This is a genomic window from Nesterenkonia salmonea (assembly GCF_005771525.1).
GTDB lineage: Bacteria > Actinomycetota > Actinomycetes > Actinomycetales > Micrococcaceae > Nesterenkonia > Nesterenkonia salmonea.
Genome location: NZ_VAVZ01000004.1, coordinates 1 through 15,646, shown reverse-complemented (window position 1 = coordinate 15,646; position 15,646 = coordinate 1). Strand labels below are relative to the sequence as shown.

16 protein-coding genes are annotated in these 15,646 nt (G+C 60.1%); 12 read left to right on the top strand and 4 right to left on the bottom strand.

The window, feature by feature from the left end; translation table 11 throughout:
* Positions 1-12: 12 nt before the first annotated feature.
* The 5 genes from FEF26_RS02005 to trmB all read left to right on the top strand — a co-directional run bounded on the left by FEF26_RS02005 (position 13) and on the right by trmB (position 5,171).
* Positions 13-837 (top strand): nucleotide exchange factor GrpE, encoded by an 825-nt coding sequence (locus tag FEF26_RS02005; RefSeq protein WP_138251869.1) that lies wholly within the window; start codon positions 13-15, stop codon positions 835-837.
* Between the two features lie 54 nt (positions 838-891).
* Positions 892-1,851, top strand: a complete 960-nt coding sequence (locus tag FEF26_RS02000; RefSeq protein ID WP_138251868.1) for a DnaJ C-terminal domain-containing protein — start codon at positions 892-894, stop codon at positions 1,849-1,851.
* An 82-nt stretch (positions 1,852-1,933) separates the two neighbouring features.
* Entirely contained in the window at positions 1,934-2,353 is a 420-nt protein-coding gene (locus FEF26_RS01995; protein WP_138251961.1) for a heat shock protein transcriptional repressor HspR, read from the top strand.
* Positions 2,354-2,400: 47 nt separating this feature from the next.
* Complete coding sequence (locus tag FEF26_RS01990; RefSeq protein WP_138251867.1) at positions 2,401-4,326, top strand: penicillin-binding transpeptidase domain-containing protein; 1,926 nt, start codon at positions 2,401-2,403, stop codon at positions 4,324-4,326.
* 11 nt (positions 4,327-4,337) lie between these two features.
* A complete protein-coding gene (gene trmB, locus FEF26_RS01985) occupies positions 4,338-5,171 on the top strand; it encodes a tRNA (guanosine(46)-N7)-methyltransferase TrmB (RefSeq protein ID WP_138251866.1) in 834 nt (277 codons plus the stop codon).
* A 51-nt stretch (positions 5,172-5,222) separates the two neighbouring features.
* On the opposite strand, the gene FEF26_RS01980 is transcribed toward trmB, so the two are convergent.
* Positions 5,223-5,546, bottom strand: a complete 324-nt coding sequence (locus FEF26_RS01980; protein ID WP_138251865.1) for a winged helix-turn-helix domain-containing protein — start codon at positions 5,544-5,546, stop codon at positions 5,223-5,225.
* Between the two features lie 238 nt (positions 5,547-5,784).
* On the opposite strand from FEF26_RS01980, the gene FEF26_RS01975 reads away from it, so the two are divergent.
* The 6 genes from FEF26_RS01975 to FEF26_RS01950 all read left to right on the top strand — a co-directional run bounded on the left by FEF26_RS01975 (position 5,785) and on the right by FEF26_RS01950 (position 12,437).
* Positions 5,785-6,708, top strand: coding sequence for a hypothetical protein (locus FEF26_RS01975; protein ID WP_138251864.1), 924 nt, complete (start codon positions 5,785-5,787; stop codon positions 6,706-6,708).
* Between the two features lie 80 nt (positions 6,709-6,788).
* A complete protein-coding gene (locus tag FEF26_RS01970; RefSeq protein ID WP_208012821.1) occupies positions 6,789-8,288 on the top strand; it encodes a hypothetical protein in 1,500 nt (499 codons plus the stop codon).
* Between the two features lie 195 nt (positions 8,289-8,483).
* Positions 8,484-8,705, top strand: a complete 222-nt coding sequence (locus tag FEF26_RS01965; protein ID WP_138251863.1) for a heavy-metal-associated domain-containing protein — start codon at positions 8,484-8,486, stop codon at positions 8,703-8,705.
* Positions 8,706-8,773: 68 nt separating this feature from the next.
* A complete protein-coding gene (locus FEF26_RS01960) occupies positions 8,774-11,008 on the top strand; it encodes a heavy metal translocating P-type ATPase (protein ID WP_138251960.1) in 2,235 nt (744 codons plus the stop codon).
* 28 nt (positions 11,009-11,036) lie between these two features.
* Positions 11,037-11,924, top strand: coding sequence for a DMT family transporter (locus tag FEF26_RS01955; RefSeq protein ID WP_138251862.1), 888 nt, complete (start codon positions 11,037-11,039; stop codon positions 11,922-11,924).
* Between the two features lie 9 nt (positions 11,925-11,933).
* A complete protein-coding gene (locus tag FEF26_RS01950) occupies positions 11,934-12,437 on the top strand; it encodes an RES family NAD+ phosphorylase (RefSeq protein WP_138251861.1) in 504 nt (167 codons plus the stop codon).
* A 25-nt stretch (positions 12,438-12,462) separates the two neighbouring features.
* Here the strand turns inward: FEF26_RS01950 and FEF26_RS01945 are convergent, their stop codons facing one another.
* Positions 12,463-13,308 carry a LysR family transcriptional regulator gene (locus FEF26_RS01945; protein ID WP_138251860.1) on the bottom strand — a complete coding sequence of 282 codons (846 nt, stop codon included), beginning with the start codon at positions 13,306-13,308 and terminating at the stop codon, positions 12,463-12,465.
* 68 nt (positions 13,309-13,376) lie between these two features.
* On the opposite strand from FEF26_RS01945, the gene FEF26_RS16305 reads away from it, so the two are divergent.
* Positions 13,377-14,750 carry an NUDIX domain-containing protein gene (locus FEF26_RS16305; protein WP_138251859.1) on the top strand — a complete coding sequence of 458 codons (1,374 nt, stop codon included), beginning with the start codon at positions 13,377-13,379 and terminating at the stop codon, positions 14,748-14,750.
* On the opposite strand, the gene FEF26_RS01935 is transcribed toward FEF26_RS16305, so the two are convergent.
* Both FEF26_RS01935 and FEF26_RS01930 read right to left on the bottom strand, forming a co-directional pair.
* A complete protein-coding gene (locus FEF26_RS01935; protein WP_138251858.1) occupies positions 14,743-15,366 on the bottom strand; it encodes a LysE family translocator in 624 nt (207 codons plus the stop codon). The two genes, FEF26_RS16305 and FEF26_RS01935, sit on opposite strands and share 8 nt — an antisense overlap.
* Before the next feature lie 10 nt (positions 15,367-15,376).
* Positions 15,377-15,646: DMT family transporter (locus FEF26_RS01930; protein ID WP_138251857.1), on the bottom strand; the 270-nt coding region annotated here is incomplete at its 5' end.

The window sequence follows — 15,646 nt, the reverse complement described above, 5'->3', positions numbered from 1 at the left end:
GAGTCCTAGTCAATGGCTAAGGACAAGTACAACCCCGAAGCGACAGAACCAGCCGAGCCTATTCGCTTCACCGATAAGCGTCGGTTCGATCCAGAGACTGGAGCGGCCCGGCAGCCGGCTGAGGGCGAAGCTACAGCGGAGGATCGTGAAGCCGCGGCAACGGATCCGTCAGCGGACCCGCTGGCCGAGGCTGAGCGGATCCTGGCCGATGCCCCTGACGAGTCGTTCGAGGCTCCTCAAGCGCATGAGGAGCCAGCCGGTGAGGACGCTGATCACGATCCAGAGCTGAACGAGGATCCACATGTGGTTGAGGATCCAGAACTGCGAGAAGTTCCCCTCGACGAGGCCGTAGGCGGTGTCGAAACGGAGCCGGAGGAGAACATCGAGGCTGCCGAGCAGATTCTCGATGCCTCCGGTTATGACCGGGAAGCGGAACTGGAGAACGATCTTCGCCGTGTGCAGGCGGAGTACGTCAACTACCGGCGACGCGTCGAGCGTGACCGCTCCCTTGAGAAGGAGCGGGTCAAGGGGCAGCTGATCTCTGAGCTGATGCCAGTGCTCGATGACATCGCTGCAGCAAGGCAGGCTGGGGACCTCGAAGACGGCCCGTTCGCTCATATCGCTAGTCGGCTTGAGCAGACCCTGACTCAACAGGGCCTGACTCCAGTCGGGGAGGTGGGGGAAGAGTTTGACCCCAATGAGCACGAGGCGATCATGCAGCAGCCGCACCCGGAGATCGAGGCCGACCGGATCGCTATTGTGGTGCGGGCCGGTTATCGGTTCAACGACCGGCTGCTTCGTGCCGCGCAGGTCATCGTGTCCGCTGGAGCAGAATAAGCAAGAGAGAGGAGGGAGACGCCGGCCTGAAAAGGTATGGGGTCGCACTGAACCATGGCTTCACAGGATTGGATCAATAAAGATTTCTACAGCATCCTCGGCGTCTCCAAGGACGCAACCGCGGAAGAGATAAAGAAAGCGTACCGCAAGCTGGCGCGGCAGCATCACCCGGATAAGAATCCAGGTGACGCTGCCGCGGAGCAGCGGTTCAAAGACATCTCTGAGGCACATTCGGTCCTCTCAGACCCCGAGGACCGGCAACAGTACGACGCTATCCGAGCCATGGGCTCGGGGGCCCGTTTCTCCGGCAGTCCCGGAGGCGATGGTGGCGGATTCGAGGACATCTTCGGAGGGCTCTTCGGCCAGGGCGGGGCACCAGGCACAGCCGGAGGTCGCTTCGGTGGCGGCTTCGAGGACATCTTCGGTGGAATGGGTGACCGTTTCGGCGGACGATTCGGGGGGGCCTCGCCGAAGGGCGGCGACCGGACAGCCAAGACCACTATCTCTTTCAAAGGTGCCGTCCGTGGTACCACTGTGGGGCTCCGTGAGGCTTCAGGCAATGTCATAGACGTCCGGATTCCGGCAGGAATCAAGGAAGGTCAGAAGGTCCGAGTCAAGGGGAAGGGTCAGCAGGGCCCAGGCGGGGCCGGTGACCTTCTGGTCGAGGTCTCTGTCCAGGATCACCCGTTCTTTGAACGAGACGGCGACCATATCCGCATTCACCTGCCGGTCACATTCGACGAGGCCGCACTGGGCGCCACAGCTGAAGTCCCCACTATCCACGGAGAAAAGGTCAAGATCCGGATTCCCGCCGGGTCCAGCACTGGAAAGACCCTGCGTCTTAAGGGGCAGGGCATCCGCCGGAAGAACAGTTCAGGCGATATGCGCGTGGTTCTCGACGTGGTGGTGCCCCAAGAACTCAACGAAGAGGCAGAAGCTGCGGTTCGAGCCTTCGCTGAAGCAACACGCGGCTCCAACCCTCGGGAAGGTCTAGAGGCCAAAGCTGCGTTGTAATAGGTGAAGGGAGGTGTACCACGTGTCATACGCTAGAGTGCGCATTCGCGACAACGTCGCAGAATACGGCGACGACCCCAGAATGCTGGCTGCCTCACATCGCCACGACCCGCTGTTCGTCATCTCCGTTGCTGCTGAACTGGCAGATATGCACCCGCAGACTCTTCGCCAGTACGACCGGCTCGGACTAGTGACCCCACGCCGTCAGGGCGGTCGCCACAGGCGATACTCCCCCTACGACATTGAGCAGTTGCGGCAGATCCAACAGCTCAGCCAAGAGGGCGTCTCACTAGAAGGTATCCGCAGAATCATCGCTCTGCAGAACCGTGTGGAAGAACTCGAAGAGCAGGTCGGGGAGCTCCGTCACGCACTACGTGAAGCCCATGGGGGTTCCAGGGTCTTCGCCGTGGGATCCCGCGGAGATGTGGTCACGGTGACCCGCGGGCAGCGTCCGCGACCCAGTGGGCGCGAATTGATCGTCTGGCGGTCGTCCCGGTCATAACCTGTGCCGCTCCACGGCACTGAGGCGCTGGCCCGTAGACTTAACGGGTGAAAAATTCCAGGTGGGGCGTCGTCGTCGCGGGGTGTGCCCTGCTTAGTGTGCTCACTTCCTGCGGTGATGAGGAAGAACGGGCAGCTATCTCCGATGCCGCGGAAGCGACCGCCGAGGCAATCACCACTGGAGACTTCTCCGCTGTTGACCTTTCGTCCGGTCAAGCGCAGACGCTTTCGGATGCGGTGGAGAACTTGCATGGTCCTTTCGGCGACATCGAGCCTGAGGTCGAGGTGACGGAGTCCGAGGTCGAAGAGCCCGCTGAAGATTCGGTGAGGCCTCCCACGGCTGCGGTCAGCTTTGAACACCGCTGGGACCTCGAAGAGGTCGGCGTGGATGGTGAGCAGTGGGGTTACACCACACAAGCTGACTACTCCTATGACGAGGAATCCGACACCTGGCTTCTGGCCGGCGAGATGGACATCATTCTTCCCGACTACGCAGGTCACGAAACGGTCAGCATCTCCACGACTAACGCTGATCGCGGACGCATCATGGACGGCAATGGCCGGGCTATGGTCTACAACCGCGATGTGGTCAGGATTGGGTTGGACAAGTCCCAGTTGGCTTCCGAGGAAGAGCAGACTGAGGCAGCGCAGGAGTTGGCAGAGGTGGTCGGAATCAATGCCGATTCCTTCCAGGAGCGAGTCCTTGGATACGGGGATGAAGCATTCGTAGAAGCCATTGTGGTGCGCACCGACGGCGGACACGTCAGTGCTGCCGACGTGGAGAGCATCCCTGGCATCCATTTGGTCTACGACGAGATGCCGCTGGCTGAAAGCTCTGACTTCGCGCCCCAATTACTGGGGCGGGTCGGAGACGTCACGGCAGAACACCTTGAGAACGATCCTTCACTCAGTGTCGGAGATATGGTCGGCCTCTCGGGTATCCAGTCGGTGCACGAATCAACTCTGCGTGGTAGCCCCGGAATCAACATCACCGTCGGTGACACAGTGAAATACTCGGTGGACCCGCAGCCCGGGGAGGACGTCCACACTGGCCTGCTGCCGAGAATGCAGGACCTCGCCCAAGGGGTTGTTGATGATCAAGATGTCACCACAGCTCTGGTAGCGATTAGGCCCTCTGACGGGGCTATCGTCGCCTCAGCCACGCATAACCCGGACGCCCCTCATGTCAACACTGCTGTGGAATCAACGTTTGCACCTGGCTCCACGTTCAAGATGGTGTCCGCCTTGGCCATGCTGCGTGACGGGCTTTCGCCCACCTCCAGCGTTCCCTGTCCGAACTCAGTGACGGTTCAAGGACAGCAGTTCCGGAATGTGACTGGTTTCCAGGACCAATATGTGGGGAACATTCCGTTCAACACGGCTGTGGCAGTGTCATGTAACACGACTTTCGCAGCGGCTTGGGATGATGTCACCTCCGCTGAGCTGGCCGAGGCAGCCAGGGACTTGGGTATGGACAATGACGTAGGCATCGGCGTCCAGGCCATCAAAGCTCAGATTCCTGAGGACGCCGAGGGGAATCTCCACGCGGCGAACCTCTTCGGGCAGGGCACCGTGGAAACTTCTACTCTGGGAATGGCCGCTGCGGCGGCTTCGATCTCAGATGGTCGCACCGTCCACCCCTGGCTGGTGGAACGTGAGGACCATCCAGAAGGGGATGGGCTTACTGAAGAGGAAGGCGAGCAACTGCGCGAACTGATGCGCGGAACCGTCGACTTTGGGACGCTGCGGGACCTCGACCCCATTCCGGGTCCGCACGTCTACGCCAAGACCGGCACTGCAGAGGCGGGTTCAGGAGACGATACCTACTCCCATACCTGGGTCATTGGTGCCCAAGGGGACCTCGCGGTGGCAGTCTTTTTGGAAGAAGGCGAATGGGGTTCCTCGACCAACGGGCCCTTGATGCGCGAGTTCCTCATCGGCGCCCGGGAAATATCAGCTGACCAGGACGGCTAAACTCACACCCTATGTCTGAGAAGCATTACCGCAAGCCTTTGTCCTTTGTCCGGCGAAGCAACCGCCTGAAACCAAGCTATCAACGAGCCTGGGAGGCGTCACTGGGACAAGAACTGCTTGATGTCCCCCACGGCGAACGGGACACCGCAGTGGCGCAGGGGTTCAGCATCGACTGGCGAGCTGAGTTCGGCCGCACCGCTCCGCTCATCGTTGAGATCGGTTCCGGCTCCGGAGAGGCGATTGCAGCAGCTGCGGCAGCGAACCCCGAAACTGACTTTCTCGCCATCGAGGTATACCGTCCCGGTGCTGCGCAACTCGCAGCGCGTGTACGCAGAGAAGGACTGTCCAATGTCCGCGTGGCCTGCCTGGACGCCGTTGAAGTCATGGATAAGCTCCTGCCGGCAGACATAGTCTCCGAACTCTGGATCTTCTTTCCCGACCCTTGGCATAAGTCCAAGCACAAGAAACGTCGGCTCATCCAACCGCCGTTCGTGGACAAAGCTGCGCGAGTTATTGCTCCGACCGGAGTCTGGCGCTTGGCGACGGACTGGTCAGACTACGCTGTGCAGATGCGGGAGGTGATTGGTGCATCCGACCGCTTTCGGAATCCTCATAGCGGGCAGCGCGCGGGAGAATTTTCTCCCCTGACCCAGGTTCGGCTGGGGGACCTCGACGCTGCAAGCCTGGGCAAAGAAACACAGCCGCTGCCGCTCGAAGATGCCCTCGATACTGAGGGCGGATGGGCACCGAGGTTCGCAGCCCGTGTGGTCACCGATTTTGAGTACAAGGCACTCGAGGCGGGACGACGCATCTTCGACCTCAGCTACGTCCGCACACCGCATTGACCATTCGTCAGTGCGCGGAGGGCCTAAGAGTGACGGATTGAGTCCGGGTCTTCAGAGGGCGAGCCGGTATCCGCGTTTGACGACAGTCTGCACAGTGTCTGGGTTAGGCAGCGATTGGCGTAGGCGCGAGATCCACATTTCGAGTCCATGCACTGACCCGCAGTCAGGTAGTACCCACAGCAGCCGTTCCCGTGAAATGACAGCCCCCTGGGCCTTGACCAGCGCGCGCATCACAGACATAGGCCCCGGTGCCAGGCGAACAGGATCAGATCCAGGAAGGTGCACAACACTTCCAATGATCTCCACTGTGCCGCGGGGAGTGCGGACACACAGATAGTGGTCATCGCCTAGTACGTCCTCAGCCAGCTCAGCCATCGTCCACCTCCTCGCTGATCAGCGTAGAACTCTGCGGTTACTCAGCTTTATCGGCCGTGTGAACCCAGCATGTCCTGCTTCTCACTATGCGGAATCTTCCCTGTCATACGCATCGGCAGAGAACCGGCAATGGTTGCAATAGCAAACACAAGTGTTTACAGTAGCAATGTAAGCGTTTGCTAGAGCAAATATTTGGAAGGTGTAGACCATGTACAAGTCTCAATCAGGAACTCCCGCAATGGCCCGAGTCGCTCGGATTCGGGCGGTGGCCGCGTGTGTGGCCGGGTGTGCAGCCGTGGGGCTGGCCCTGGGTGCCGCACCTGCCTCAGCTCAGGCTAATCCGGATGTCGATGTGTCGATCGAAGAGAAGTTCTTCGAGGCCTTTATGCAAGAGCTCGCATCGGAGCTTGATGCCAACGGTCGGCTCCAGGAGCTTGTCCGTGTCCTGTCCGATGCGGAGGAGGAAGGTCAGTTTGCAGCCGAGCATGAACGAGACATTCGCGACGACGTTGGCTCCAGAGCGTGGACTGTCGATGTGCCGATGGGCGGAGCCGCATTCCTTGACGTTCTAGTGGACGTGGATGAGCTTCCTGTGGGCTGGGAACTCAATCCTCGACTGCTTGAGGATGCGTATTTGGACGCCACGGCGGATGAGCTGGAGGATCTGCGCATCACCAGCGAAGGTCTTGTGGTCACTGGGCCCGGGAACGATGGAAGTCTCACGAAGAACTTCACTCTTGATGGCTTGGGAGTTTCCGAGCCCTGCCTGGATGCTGTCGAGGCCTTCGATGCCATCGACGAGGATGTTGATCATATGGTCGTGCTTCCGCTGGGGGTGCAGGGCTCCGATGCGTACATGTTTCTAGCCAGCACTCCTCAGGAGCAGGACCTCTTTACGGGCTACTACGACGCCATAGTACGGGAGTGCGGCACATCAATTGGTGAAGAGTCGCTTCTGCACGTAGGAATCGAGCCCTATAAGGATCTGGACGGATTCACAGTGAACATGACCATGGTTGGTGATTCTGAGGAGGTGCATATGGGTGGGGCCAGTCTCGGTCACAATCATGTCTTCTTCGTCGGAGAAGGTGAGATGGATTCAGGTGAGGTGCAGGAAGTCCTCAGCGCTCAGATTGACGCATTGGAGCAGGCTGTCAACTGAATCGCGGGTCCTCAGCGGAGAACTTCACTCAATTGCGAACGATTTGCAATTGAGCCTTATCGCTGTTGATAATAATTCACATGAACACAAAGATGAGTACGCTTACTTCACTTGCCCTGATATCAGCCTTGGCGCTCTCCGCATGCGCGGATGACAACGGAGACGCTGAGGAGCCTGAGGATGGCGATACCGAGGCAGTTGAGACGGATGACAATAGTGCCGACCAAGATACTGAAGACGGGGACGACGCCGAAGAGGACGCCATCGAGCCCTCTGATCGCGAGAGCCACGAGGCTGGAGGTCCGCAGCCGCGTCTAGTGGTCACCTATGACGGCGGAGTTGCAGTCCTGGACGGTGTCAGCACTGAAGTTGTTGGTGACTTTGACGCTGAGGGCTTCCTCCGCGTCAATGGGGCCGGCGACGGCCGTCATGCATTCCTGACAGAGGGCGACAGCTTCCGGCTGCTTGACGCCGGCACCTGGGGCGAGCCTCATGGCGAGCACAACCACTACTACACCACCGACCCGCTCCTGACGGACATCACCGTTGACGGGGACACCCCAGCCCACGTCGTGGCTCATGACGGTATCGGAACCGTCTTCTTCGACGGGTCCGGCGAGTACCACTGGTTCGATTTGGAAGACCTTGATGCTGAGTCCGAGATTGAAACGGAGTCTGCAGAAACCGAAGGTGCTCACCACGGGGTCGCCGTGGTCCTCGACGATGGTTCCCGGTTCGAAACACTGGAAGACCGATCAGGTGCGCGATTCATCGACGCTGATGGTGAAGAGGTTGCTCGCAATGAGGAATGCCCCGGAGTTCACGGCGAAGCTGCCGGTCCTGAGGGCATCATCGCTGTAGGCTGCGAGGACGGAGTCCTTGTGTGGGATGGAGATGACTTCGAGAAAATCGATACGGGTGAAGAGTTCTCCCGCATCGGCAATCTCTTCCCCGCTGAAGGTTCCCCCATCTTCCTCGGTGATTACCGCACCGGTGAGGACGGCGAAGAGCCCATGACCGAGGTGGCGCTGGTCAACGCAGAGTCCGGTGAGATCACCACTTCCAGCGTCGACTCTCCGTACAACTTCCGCAACCTGCAGCGCGGTCCCGACGGTGAAGCGCTGGTTCTGACCGAAGACGGACAGCTTCACATCATTGATGAGGAGACCGGCGAACACCTGGATCACCTGCAGATCCTGGACGAGTGGACCGAGCCCGAAGAATGGCAGGAACCACGCCCGGCGATCCGCACTAGCGGCGACCTGGTCTACGTCACCGATCCTGACGCGCAGCAGATCCACATCGTCGATCTCACCGAAGGCGAAGTCATCGTCACCGGTGACCTCGACTTCGTGCCGAACGAGATCGTTGTTGTTGAAGGACGCCCCGTCGAAGGTGTCTCCGACGAGTACGACGATGACCACGACGATGATCATGATCACGACGGCGAGGACCATGGTCACGATCATGACGACCACGATCATGACGACGATCACCATGACGATCACGATCACGACGACGATGATGATCATGATCACGACCATGATCACGATGATGACGAGGACGATCATGACCACTGATCGTCTCTCAGGACCCCCTTCACAGGTGCGATGGGGCCCTGAGTTCGGAGCGTGTGCGCATCATTGATGCGCCTGCCGGGTCAGGGAAGTAAAGGGCGGCCTGGCAGCGACCACTTGTGCAGACTGCGCTGCCAGGCCGCTTTCCTGTTCCACAAGACCGGGAAGATGAGAGCCGCAAACTGTGTTGTGAGGACTATGGCTGAAACACGAAAGTACACCGTGACTGGAATGACCTGTGACCACTGTGAAGCGGCAATCCGTGGTGAGCTCGCTGAACTGATTGGTATCGAAAAAGTTCAAGTCTCAGCCCCGACGGGCTCACTGACAGTCAGCATCGCCGACGGCGTGGAAATCCCAGATGCCACAATCGTCGAAGCCGTTGAAGAAGCGGGATACCCCGCAGAGCGCGTCCGTTGACCCAAACACTCCCGCCCCGACGTTCCGGCGATGCCGAGTCCGAACGAATCGAGCTCGCCATCGGCGGCATGACCTGTGCCGCTTGCGCGCAGCGAGTGGAGAAGAAACTCAACAAGCTCGACGGTGTGACGGCTAATGTCAATTACGCCACCGAGAAAGCTTGGGTGAGCGCCGAAAACTTCGACGATCGTCAACAACTCGTCAATCAACTCATCACCACGGTTCAGAAGACCGGATACACGGCAGAAGTTCCACCGGAGCCCGACGACGAGGAAAGCACCAGCGTCGGCGCCCGCGACCTCCGTATCCTTCGCACCAGGCTGATCGTGTCAGGCATCCTCACTATCCCGGTTGTGGTCTGGGCCATGGTGCCGGCTACCCAGTTCGACTATTGGACATGGATATCCCTGGTCTTGAGCCTTCCCGTCGTTCTCTGGGCGGGATGGCCGTTTCACCGTGCGGCGGTGCTTAATGCGCGGTACGGGACTGCCACAATGGATACGTTGATCTCGGTCGGTACCCTGGCTGCTCTCGGATGGTCCCTGTACGCCCTGTCCTTCGGGCACGCGGGGGACCCCTCGATGAGGCACAGCTTCTCCCTCTTTGATGAGCCCTATTGGATGTCAGGTCATTCCATGGGCTCCGCCAATGTGTATTTCGAAGTGGCCACTGCGGTGACCACATTTCTGCTCTTGGGACGCTACTTCGAAAAGCGTTCCAAGGCCTCTGCCGGAGAAGCACTGCGATCACTCGTAAATTTGGGCGCTAAAGATGTCGCGGTCCTGAGGAACGACCGTGAAGTGAGGATCCCGGTCAAGGAACTGACTGTGGGCGATGAGTTCGTCATACGCCCCGGCGAGAAGATCGCGACGGACGCGGTGGTCATCTCGGGTGCTTCAGCAGTCGATATGTCCATGCTGACGGGAGAGTCGGTACCTGTAGAAGTTGCTGAGGGTGATTCGGTGGTCGGGGCGACCATCAACGCCTCCGGGCGGCTTGTAGTTCGCGCGACGAGGATCGGAGCGGATACGCAGTTGGCTCAGATGGCCAAACTGGTAGAAGAGGCGCAGTCTGGGAAAGCAGAAGTCCAGCGACTGGCGGACAAGATTTCTGGTGTTTTCGTTCCCATTGTTCTTGTCATCACGCTCATCACGCTGGGTGCCTGGTTATTCTTTGGGGCACCAGCCGAGGCCGCTTTCACCGCGGCCGTTGCGGTGTTGATCATCGCCTGCCCCTGCGCGTTGGGGCTCGCGACTCCCACAGCACTACTGGTCGGAACGGGCCGAGGAGCGCAGCAAGGAATCCTCATCAAGGGGCCCGAGGTGCTGGAAGCCTCCACCGGGATCGACGCCGTAGTGCTGGACAAGACCGGGACCGTCACCACAGGAGCCATGCAGCTCACCTCGCTGTTATCGGCCCGCCAATGGGGCGGGGAGTACGAAGACACCGAACTGTTGCGACTGGCGGGAAGCCTTGAGTCTGCCTCGGAGCACCCCGTGGCGCATGCGATCACCAACGCCGCCCGGGAGTCCCTTGGGTCCCGCAGCGGCTCGCTTCCTCAGCCGGAGAATTTTCGCAATTACGCGGGCACCGGAGTCTCTGGGGAGGTAAGCGGTCACCGGGTTCTCATCGGTAAACGCAGACTCATGGGAACCGCTGGCGTAGAGCTGCCCAGCGAAGTGCAGAATCTCGTCACCGAAGCAGAGTCGCGCGGCAGTACAGCGGTGCTGGTGGCGATTGACGGAGTATTCGCCGGTGTCATCACTGTCTCGGACACGGTGAAGGAGACCTCCGCCGAGGCCATCGAGCAACTGGTGAGACTGGGTATGGAACCGCTCCTGCTGACTGGCGACAACGCAGGAGCCGCTCATCGAGTTGCCGATGAGGTGGGTATCACGAGCGTTGTGGCAGAAGCACTTCCAGAGGACAAGGTGGCGACGATCAGAGCCCTGCAGTCCGAAGGCAAGACTGTGGCCATGATCGGAGACGGCGTCAACGACGCCGCCGCCCTGGCGCAGGCAGAGCTGGGCATCGCCATGGGCACCGGTACTGATGTCGCCATCGCTGCAGCTGATATCACAATTATCCGTGGTGACCTCCGCTCCGCAGCTGACGCAGTACGGCTCTCCCGGCGAACCTTGCGGACCATTCGCGAGAATCTCTTCTGGGCTTTTCTCTACAACACGGCCGCAATCCCCCTTGCCGCAGCAGGTCTGCTCAACCCGATGTTGGCGGGTGCTGCAATGGTGCTGTCGTCGCTGAGTGTGGTGGGGAACTCGCTACGCCTTCGCCGTTTCAGATAGCGGCGCCACCCAGCTCTACACTGTGCAGGTGATAACTCCTGCCCGCGGTGTGATGCTGATGCTGCTTGGCAGCATAGCCATGGCCGGTTCCGCCTCCATCATCTTCAATCTCGACGCTGAGCCTATGACCGTCGCCGCGTTCCGGTGTCTCTTGGCAGTCCCGATGCTCCTCCCATTCGTGGTGTGGGAGCTGCGGCGGGTGGATCACAAGCAGGCGCTGCCCAGAGCCACCGTCATAGGTGCGATGGTGGGCGGCGTCGCCATCGGTATTGACTACAGCTTCTACAACACCTCCATTGGGCTTATCGGTCCCGGGCTGGCCACGGTCCTGATCAATATGCAGATCGTGTTTCTGCCACTCATTGCCTGGGTCCTCGAGGGGACTCGCCCCATGAAACAGCTGGTGTTCATCGTGCCCGTGATGGTCGCCGGTGTAGCTCTAGCAGCGGGAGCATTTGGCGACGCCGAACTCAACCTGTTCGGCGTCGTGGCAGGATTGATTGCCGGGGCAGGGTACGCCACGTATTTGGCGATCATCCGCCGCACTGCCCCCACGACTCTGCGCCCTGCTCCCTTCACCGTGCTCAGCATTGTCTGTCTCACATCAGGAGTGACCGCAGGACTCGGCGCCGTCGTCTCGGGACGGTTCGAGGTCCCGACCCAAGCCCCGGACTGGTTGTGGCTGCTGGCTCTTGCCTTCATCGGACAAGTGGTGGTGTACCTATGCTTCAACATTGCCATGACCGGCCTCAATGAAGTCATGGCGAGCACGCTGATGCTCACAGGCCCGATTTTCGCCATCATCTTAGGGTTTCTTCTGTTCCGAGATGCCCCCACGGCCTGGCAGCTGATCGGTTGCGCCACCATCATCGCTGGCGCCTGGTGGACCGCTGCTGCCCAACGCCGAGCCCGGTAATCTGGGCTCATGGAAACAGGACCAGTGGTGGTCAGAAGCGGGCAGTTTTTCTGCCAGGTGTCGGGATCCTTCTACCGGGCAGTTCATCCAGCACATCAAGTGGCTGCGCTCTCCGGCTCTCAGCAACCCGGCCGTTACTCGCCGCCCCACGTTCCGGCTTTGTATCTGAGCTCCTCCGTCGAAGGCGTACAGGCGGCGATGATTGCTCATAGTGATGCGCGCTCACCGCAGCTGCACATTATTGAGGTTGAGGTCCAGGCTGATCAGATACTTGACCTTCGAGATGAAGCGGCCTGCCGCTTAGCTGGGGTGAAGCGCGCCGATGCCACCGCACCGTGGCAAGAGGTCGTCGCCGAAGGCGGTCAGCCCCGGCCATGGGCAGTCCGCAGGCGACTCGACGTGCTCGGAGCTCACGGTGTAATTGATCCCAGTCGGAAACAGCCCGGGCTGTGGCATCTTGCTCTTTTTCAGTGGAACAGTGAAGGTGCTCCGCAGGTGCGAGTGTCCTGGTGAGCTGCGGAGCCCGTCAGGGAAACCATCAGGAGTAGAGACTCCGAAAAATGTCCTCCAGCGTGTCCAGACCACTGATCGCCTGCCCCCGAGGCCAACACAGGCGGACCTCAATGTCTGGCACATCCGCGATGGGCACATACCGCAGACCAATCGGGCGGTGTTGATCTGCGGTGGCTCGGGTCGCGACGCCTACGCCACGGCCCGCTGCGATCGCGTCTAGCCAATGGTCCACGCTGTCAACGTCGAACGCCCTTAGGGGGCCGACTCCAACAGGCCACAGGTCCATTTCCAGGTCAGACTGAGTGTTGACTACCAGCGGACGTCCCGCAAAGGCCTCCAGTGTGAGCTTCCGGCGCCGCCCCCAGAGGTCGTTGTCCGCGCAGGCCGCCATGAGGCCTTCGGTGCCTACCACCGTACTGCGATACTTGGCGGGATCCGGAGTTCTGCGAAGTACGGCAACATCAGTCAGACCTTCAGCCAGGCCGGCCAGAGGACCCTTGGCGTGAATGAGTCGCAGATCAATTCCTGGCACAGACTCTCTCCATCTCCGTTGCAACGACGGTGTATAGCGCCCCGCCGCCGAGGAGACATACCCTAAGCGCATGAGCCGTTCTCCACGGGCAGTTGACTCCAAAGACTCTGCGAAAGTCAGAAGGTGCCGCCCCTGTTCGACTGCTCGACGACCTTGTTCGGTCAGAACCGTCTTGCGAGCGGCCCGGTTCACCAAAGTCACACCCCAGGCCCTTTCTAAGGAGCGGAGTATTCGCGACGCCTGCGGCTGAGAAATACCCAGGGCTATCGCCGCGTCGGTGATGCTCCCCGTATCTGAGATTGCTACCAAACAGTGAATATGTCGGAGGCCCCACTTCATGCGTTAAGCGTATATGAGGTACTGGGCGCGCATTAGTGAGTCCGCGCGTGACATCAGAGAATGCTGCTATGAGCAGTTGGATCAAGGGACGCAAGGGCCGCGGATTTTCCCTCATAGCTACGAGTGCACTGAGTACCCAGAGCGGCGCAGCCGTGGGGTCCTTCGCATTCGGCACATTGGGTCCCCTTGGTGTCGTGGCAATCCGCCAGATAGCCGCCGCTCTTGTGTTGTGCGCCATTGCTCGCCCTAAACTGCGAAGCTTCACTGGCGCGCAATGGAGAGCAGTCGCCCTGCTGGCATTCTTCTTCGCTGTCATGAATGCAGCCCTCTACACCGCAATTGACCGAGTAGGGCTTGGTACCGCGGTGACTATCGAATTTCTGGGCCCCTTGGCCGTAGCCGCCTGGTCATCCCGTCGAGGGAGAGACTTTGTGGGAGTGGCTCTAGCCATGTTGGGCGTCATGCTGCTCACCCAGCCCAGCCCCACCACTGATTTCTTAGGAATCGGCGTCGCGCTGATCGCAGCAATGTGCTGGGCCGGCTATATTCTCACGAACCGCGTGGTGGGCCGCCGAGTCAAAGGAGTCCAGGGCACCGCGGCTGCGACCGTCCTCTCCTCTCTGGGAATGCTGCCGATTCTGGTCGTGATCATCTGGCATGCGCAGCCGCCCCCGGAGGCATACCTCTTCGCATGTGTGGCAGGTCTGCTGGCCACGGCAATTCCTTATGCTTTCGACCTTGTGGTGCTGCGCCACGTGAGTCCGCTGATCTTCGGAGTGGGCATGTCCCTGCATCCGCTTTTCGCGGGAATTATCGGCCTGCTTCTGCTCAATCAGCAGCTGCCCCTGATTGCCTGGTCTGGGATCCTGTTGGTCGTGCTCAGCAATGGACTCACTCTCACTGGTACCCGCTCGGCAGCCGGGGCAGCACCACGCCTTCGGTTCCGCAGAGGGCGTCGTCGTTCCGCCCGGCAAGCCGCTTATCCCGCTGATACCGTCACAGCTATGGATATTCGCATCTCCGCCTACGCTGTGATTACTGACGATCAGAAACGAATGCTGCTCCCGCATTGGATGGAGCAGGGGTTCGGGTCCGGATGGACCATGCCAGGTGGGGGAATCGATCCCGGAGAAGATCCCGCTGACGCTGTGGTGCGCGAAGTCTTCGAAGAATCCGGCTACCGGGTTCACGTGACTGAGCTGCTGGGGATCGACAATCTCGTCATTCCAGGTGATCGGCGCACACCAACCTCTGGACGGGAGGGGATCCCGCTGCAGAACCTGCGGATCGTCTACCGTGCCCGCATCATTGGCGGCGAACTCACTGTGGAACAAGACGGATCCACCGACGACGTTGCCTGGTTCACTCCCGCAGAGATCGACAGTCTTGACCGGGTATCACTCGTTGACACCGCCCGGAGAATGGCCCAAGAGATCAGCTAAGCAGCGGTTGAGCTGATTCCCAGATCTGCCCCAAGGCAGGAATCAGCGAAGCCACCAGCAGCAGCGCCATGACCACATTGAACACTCGCATATGGGACGCTTTGGAGATCACTTTTCCAGCGCCTACTCCAAGCAAAGTCCATGAGACGGTGCAAGGGGTACCGAAGATGAGGGCTAACGCTGAGATGATCAGAACTTCCGCGAAGAACGAGTTCCAGAACCCGGTATAGGTGGATACGGCCGCGACCACAAGTGTCCAGGCCTTGGGATTGACGAACTGGAAAAGTGCCATTTGTGTGAAGCCTGGTGGTTTGCCCTGCCCGCGTGCTGTGACATCGGTCGGCGCCGTGGCAATATGCCAGGCGAGCCACAGGAGATAGAGCACGCCAATGGGGCGCAGGACATCGAGTGCCCACGGCCATTGGGTGAGAGCGCCTCCCAGCCCGAGCCCGACCAGGATGAGCATGACAGGAAAACCTACATTCACCCCTGCTATGCAAGGAATGGTGCGTTTGAATCCATAGTTCGCCCCCGCTGCCATCGCGATGGTGTTGTTCGGCCCTGGGGTAGCAGCCCCGGCAACGAAGAAGATAATGATGGGCAGAAATGTCGTCACTGTGAATAACCTACTTCCTCTTTGTGGCCGAGCGGTGCACAGCAGCTGGGCGCCCTGCAGGTGTTTTGCCGGCCGGTATCTGCGACATCCTTGAATTGACCGCGACTGCGGCGCAGGAGATGACGACGCCGGCGCCGATAACAGTGACGGATGTGACAGTCTCGCCTATCAGCACCGCAGCCCAGGTGAGGCTCATGATCGGTTGCACGAGCTGTACTTGGCTCACTGTGGAAACGGGGCCGATGCCGAGGCCTCGGTACCAGGCGAAGAACCCCAGAAA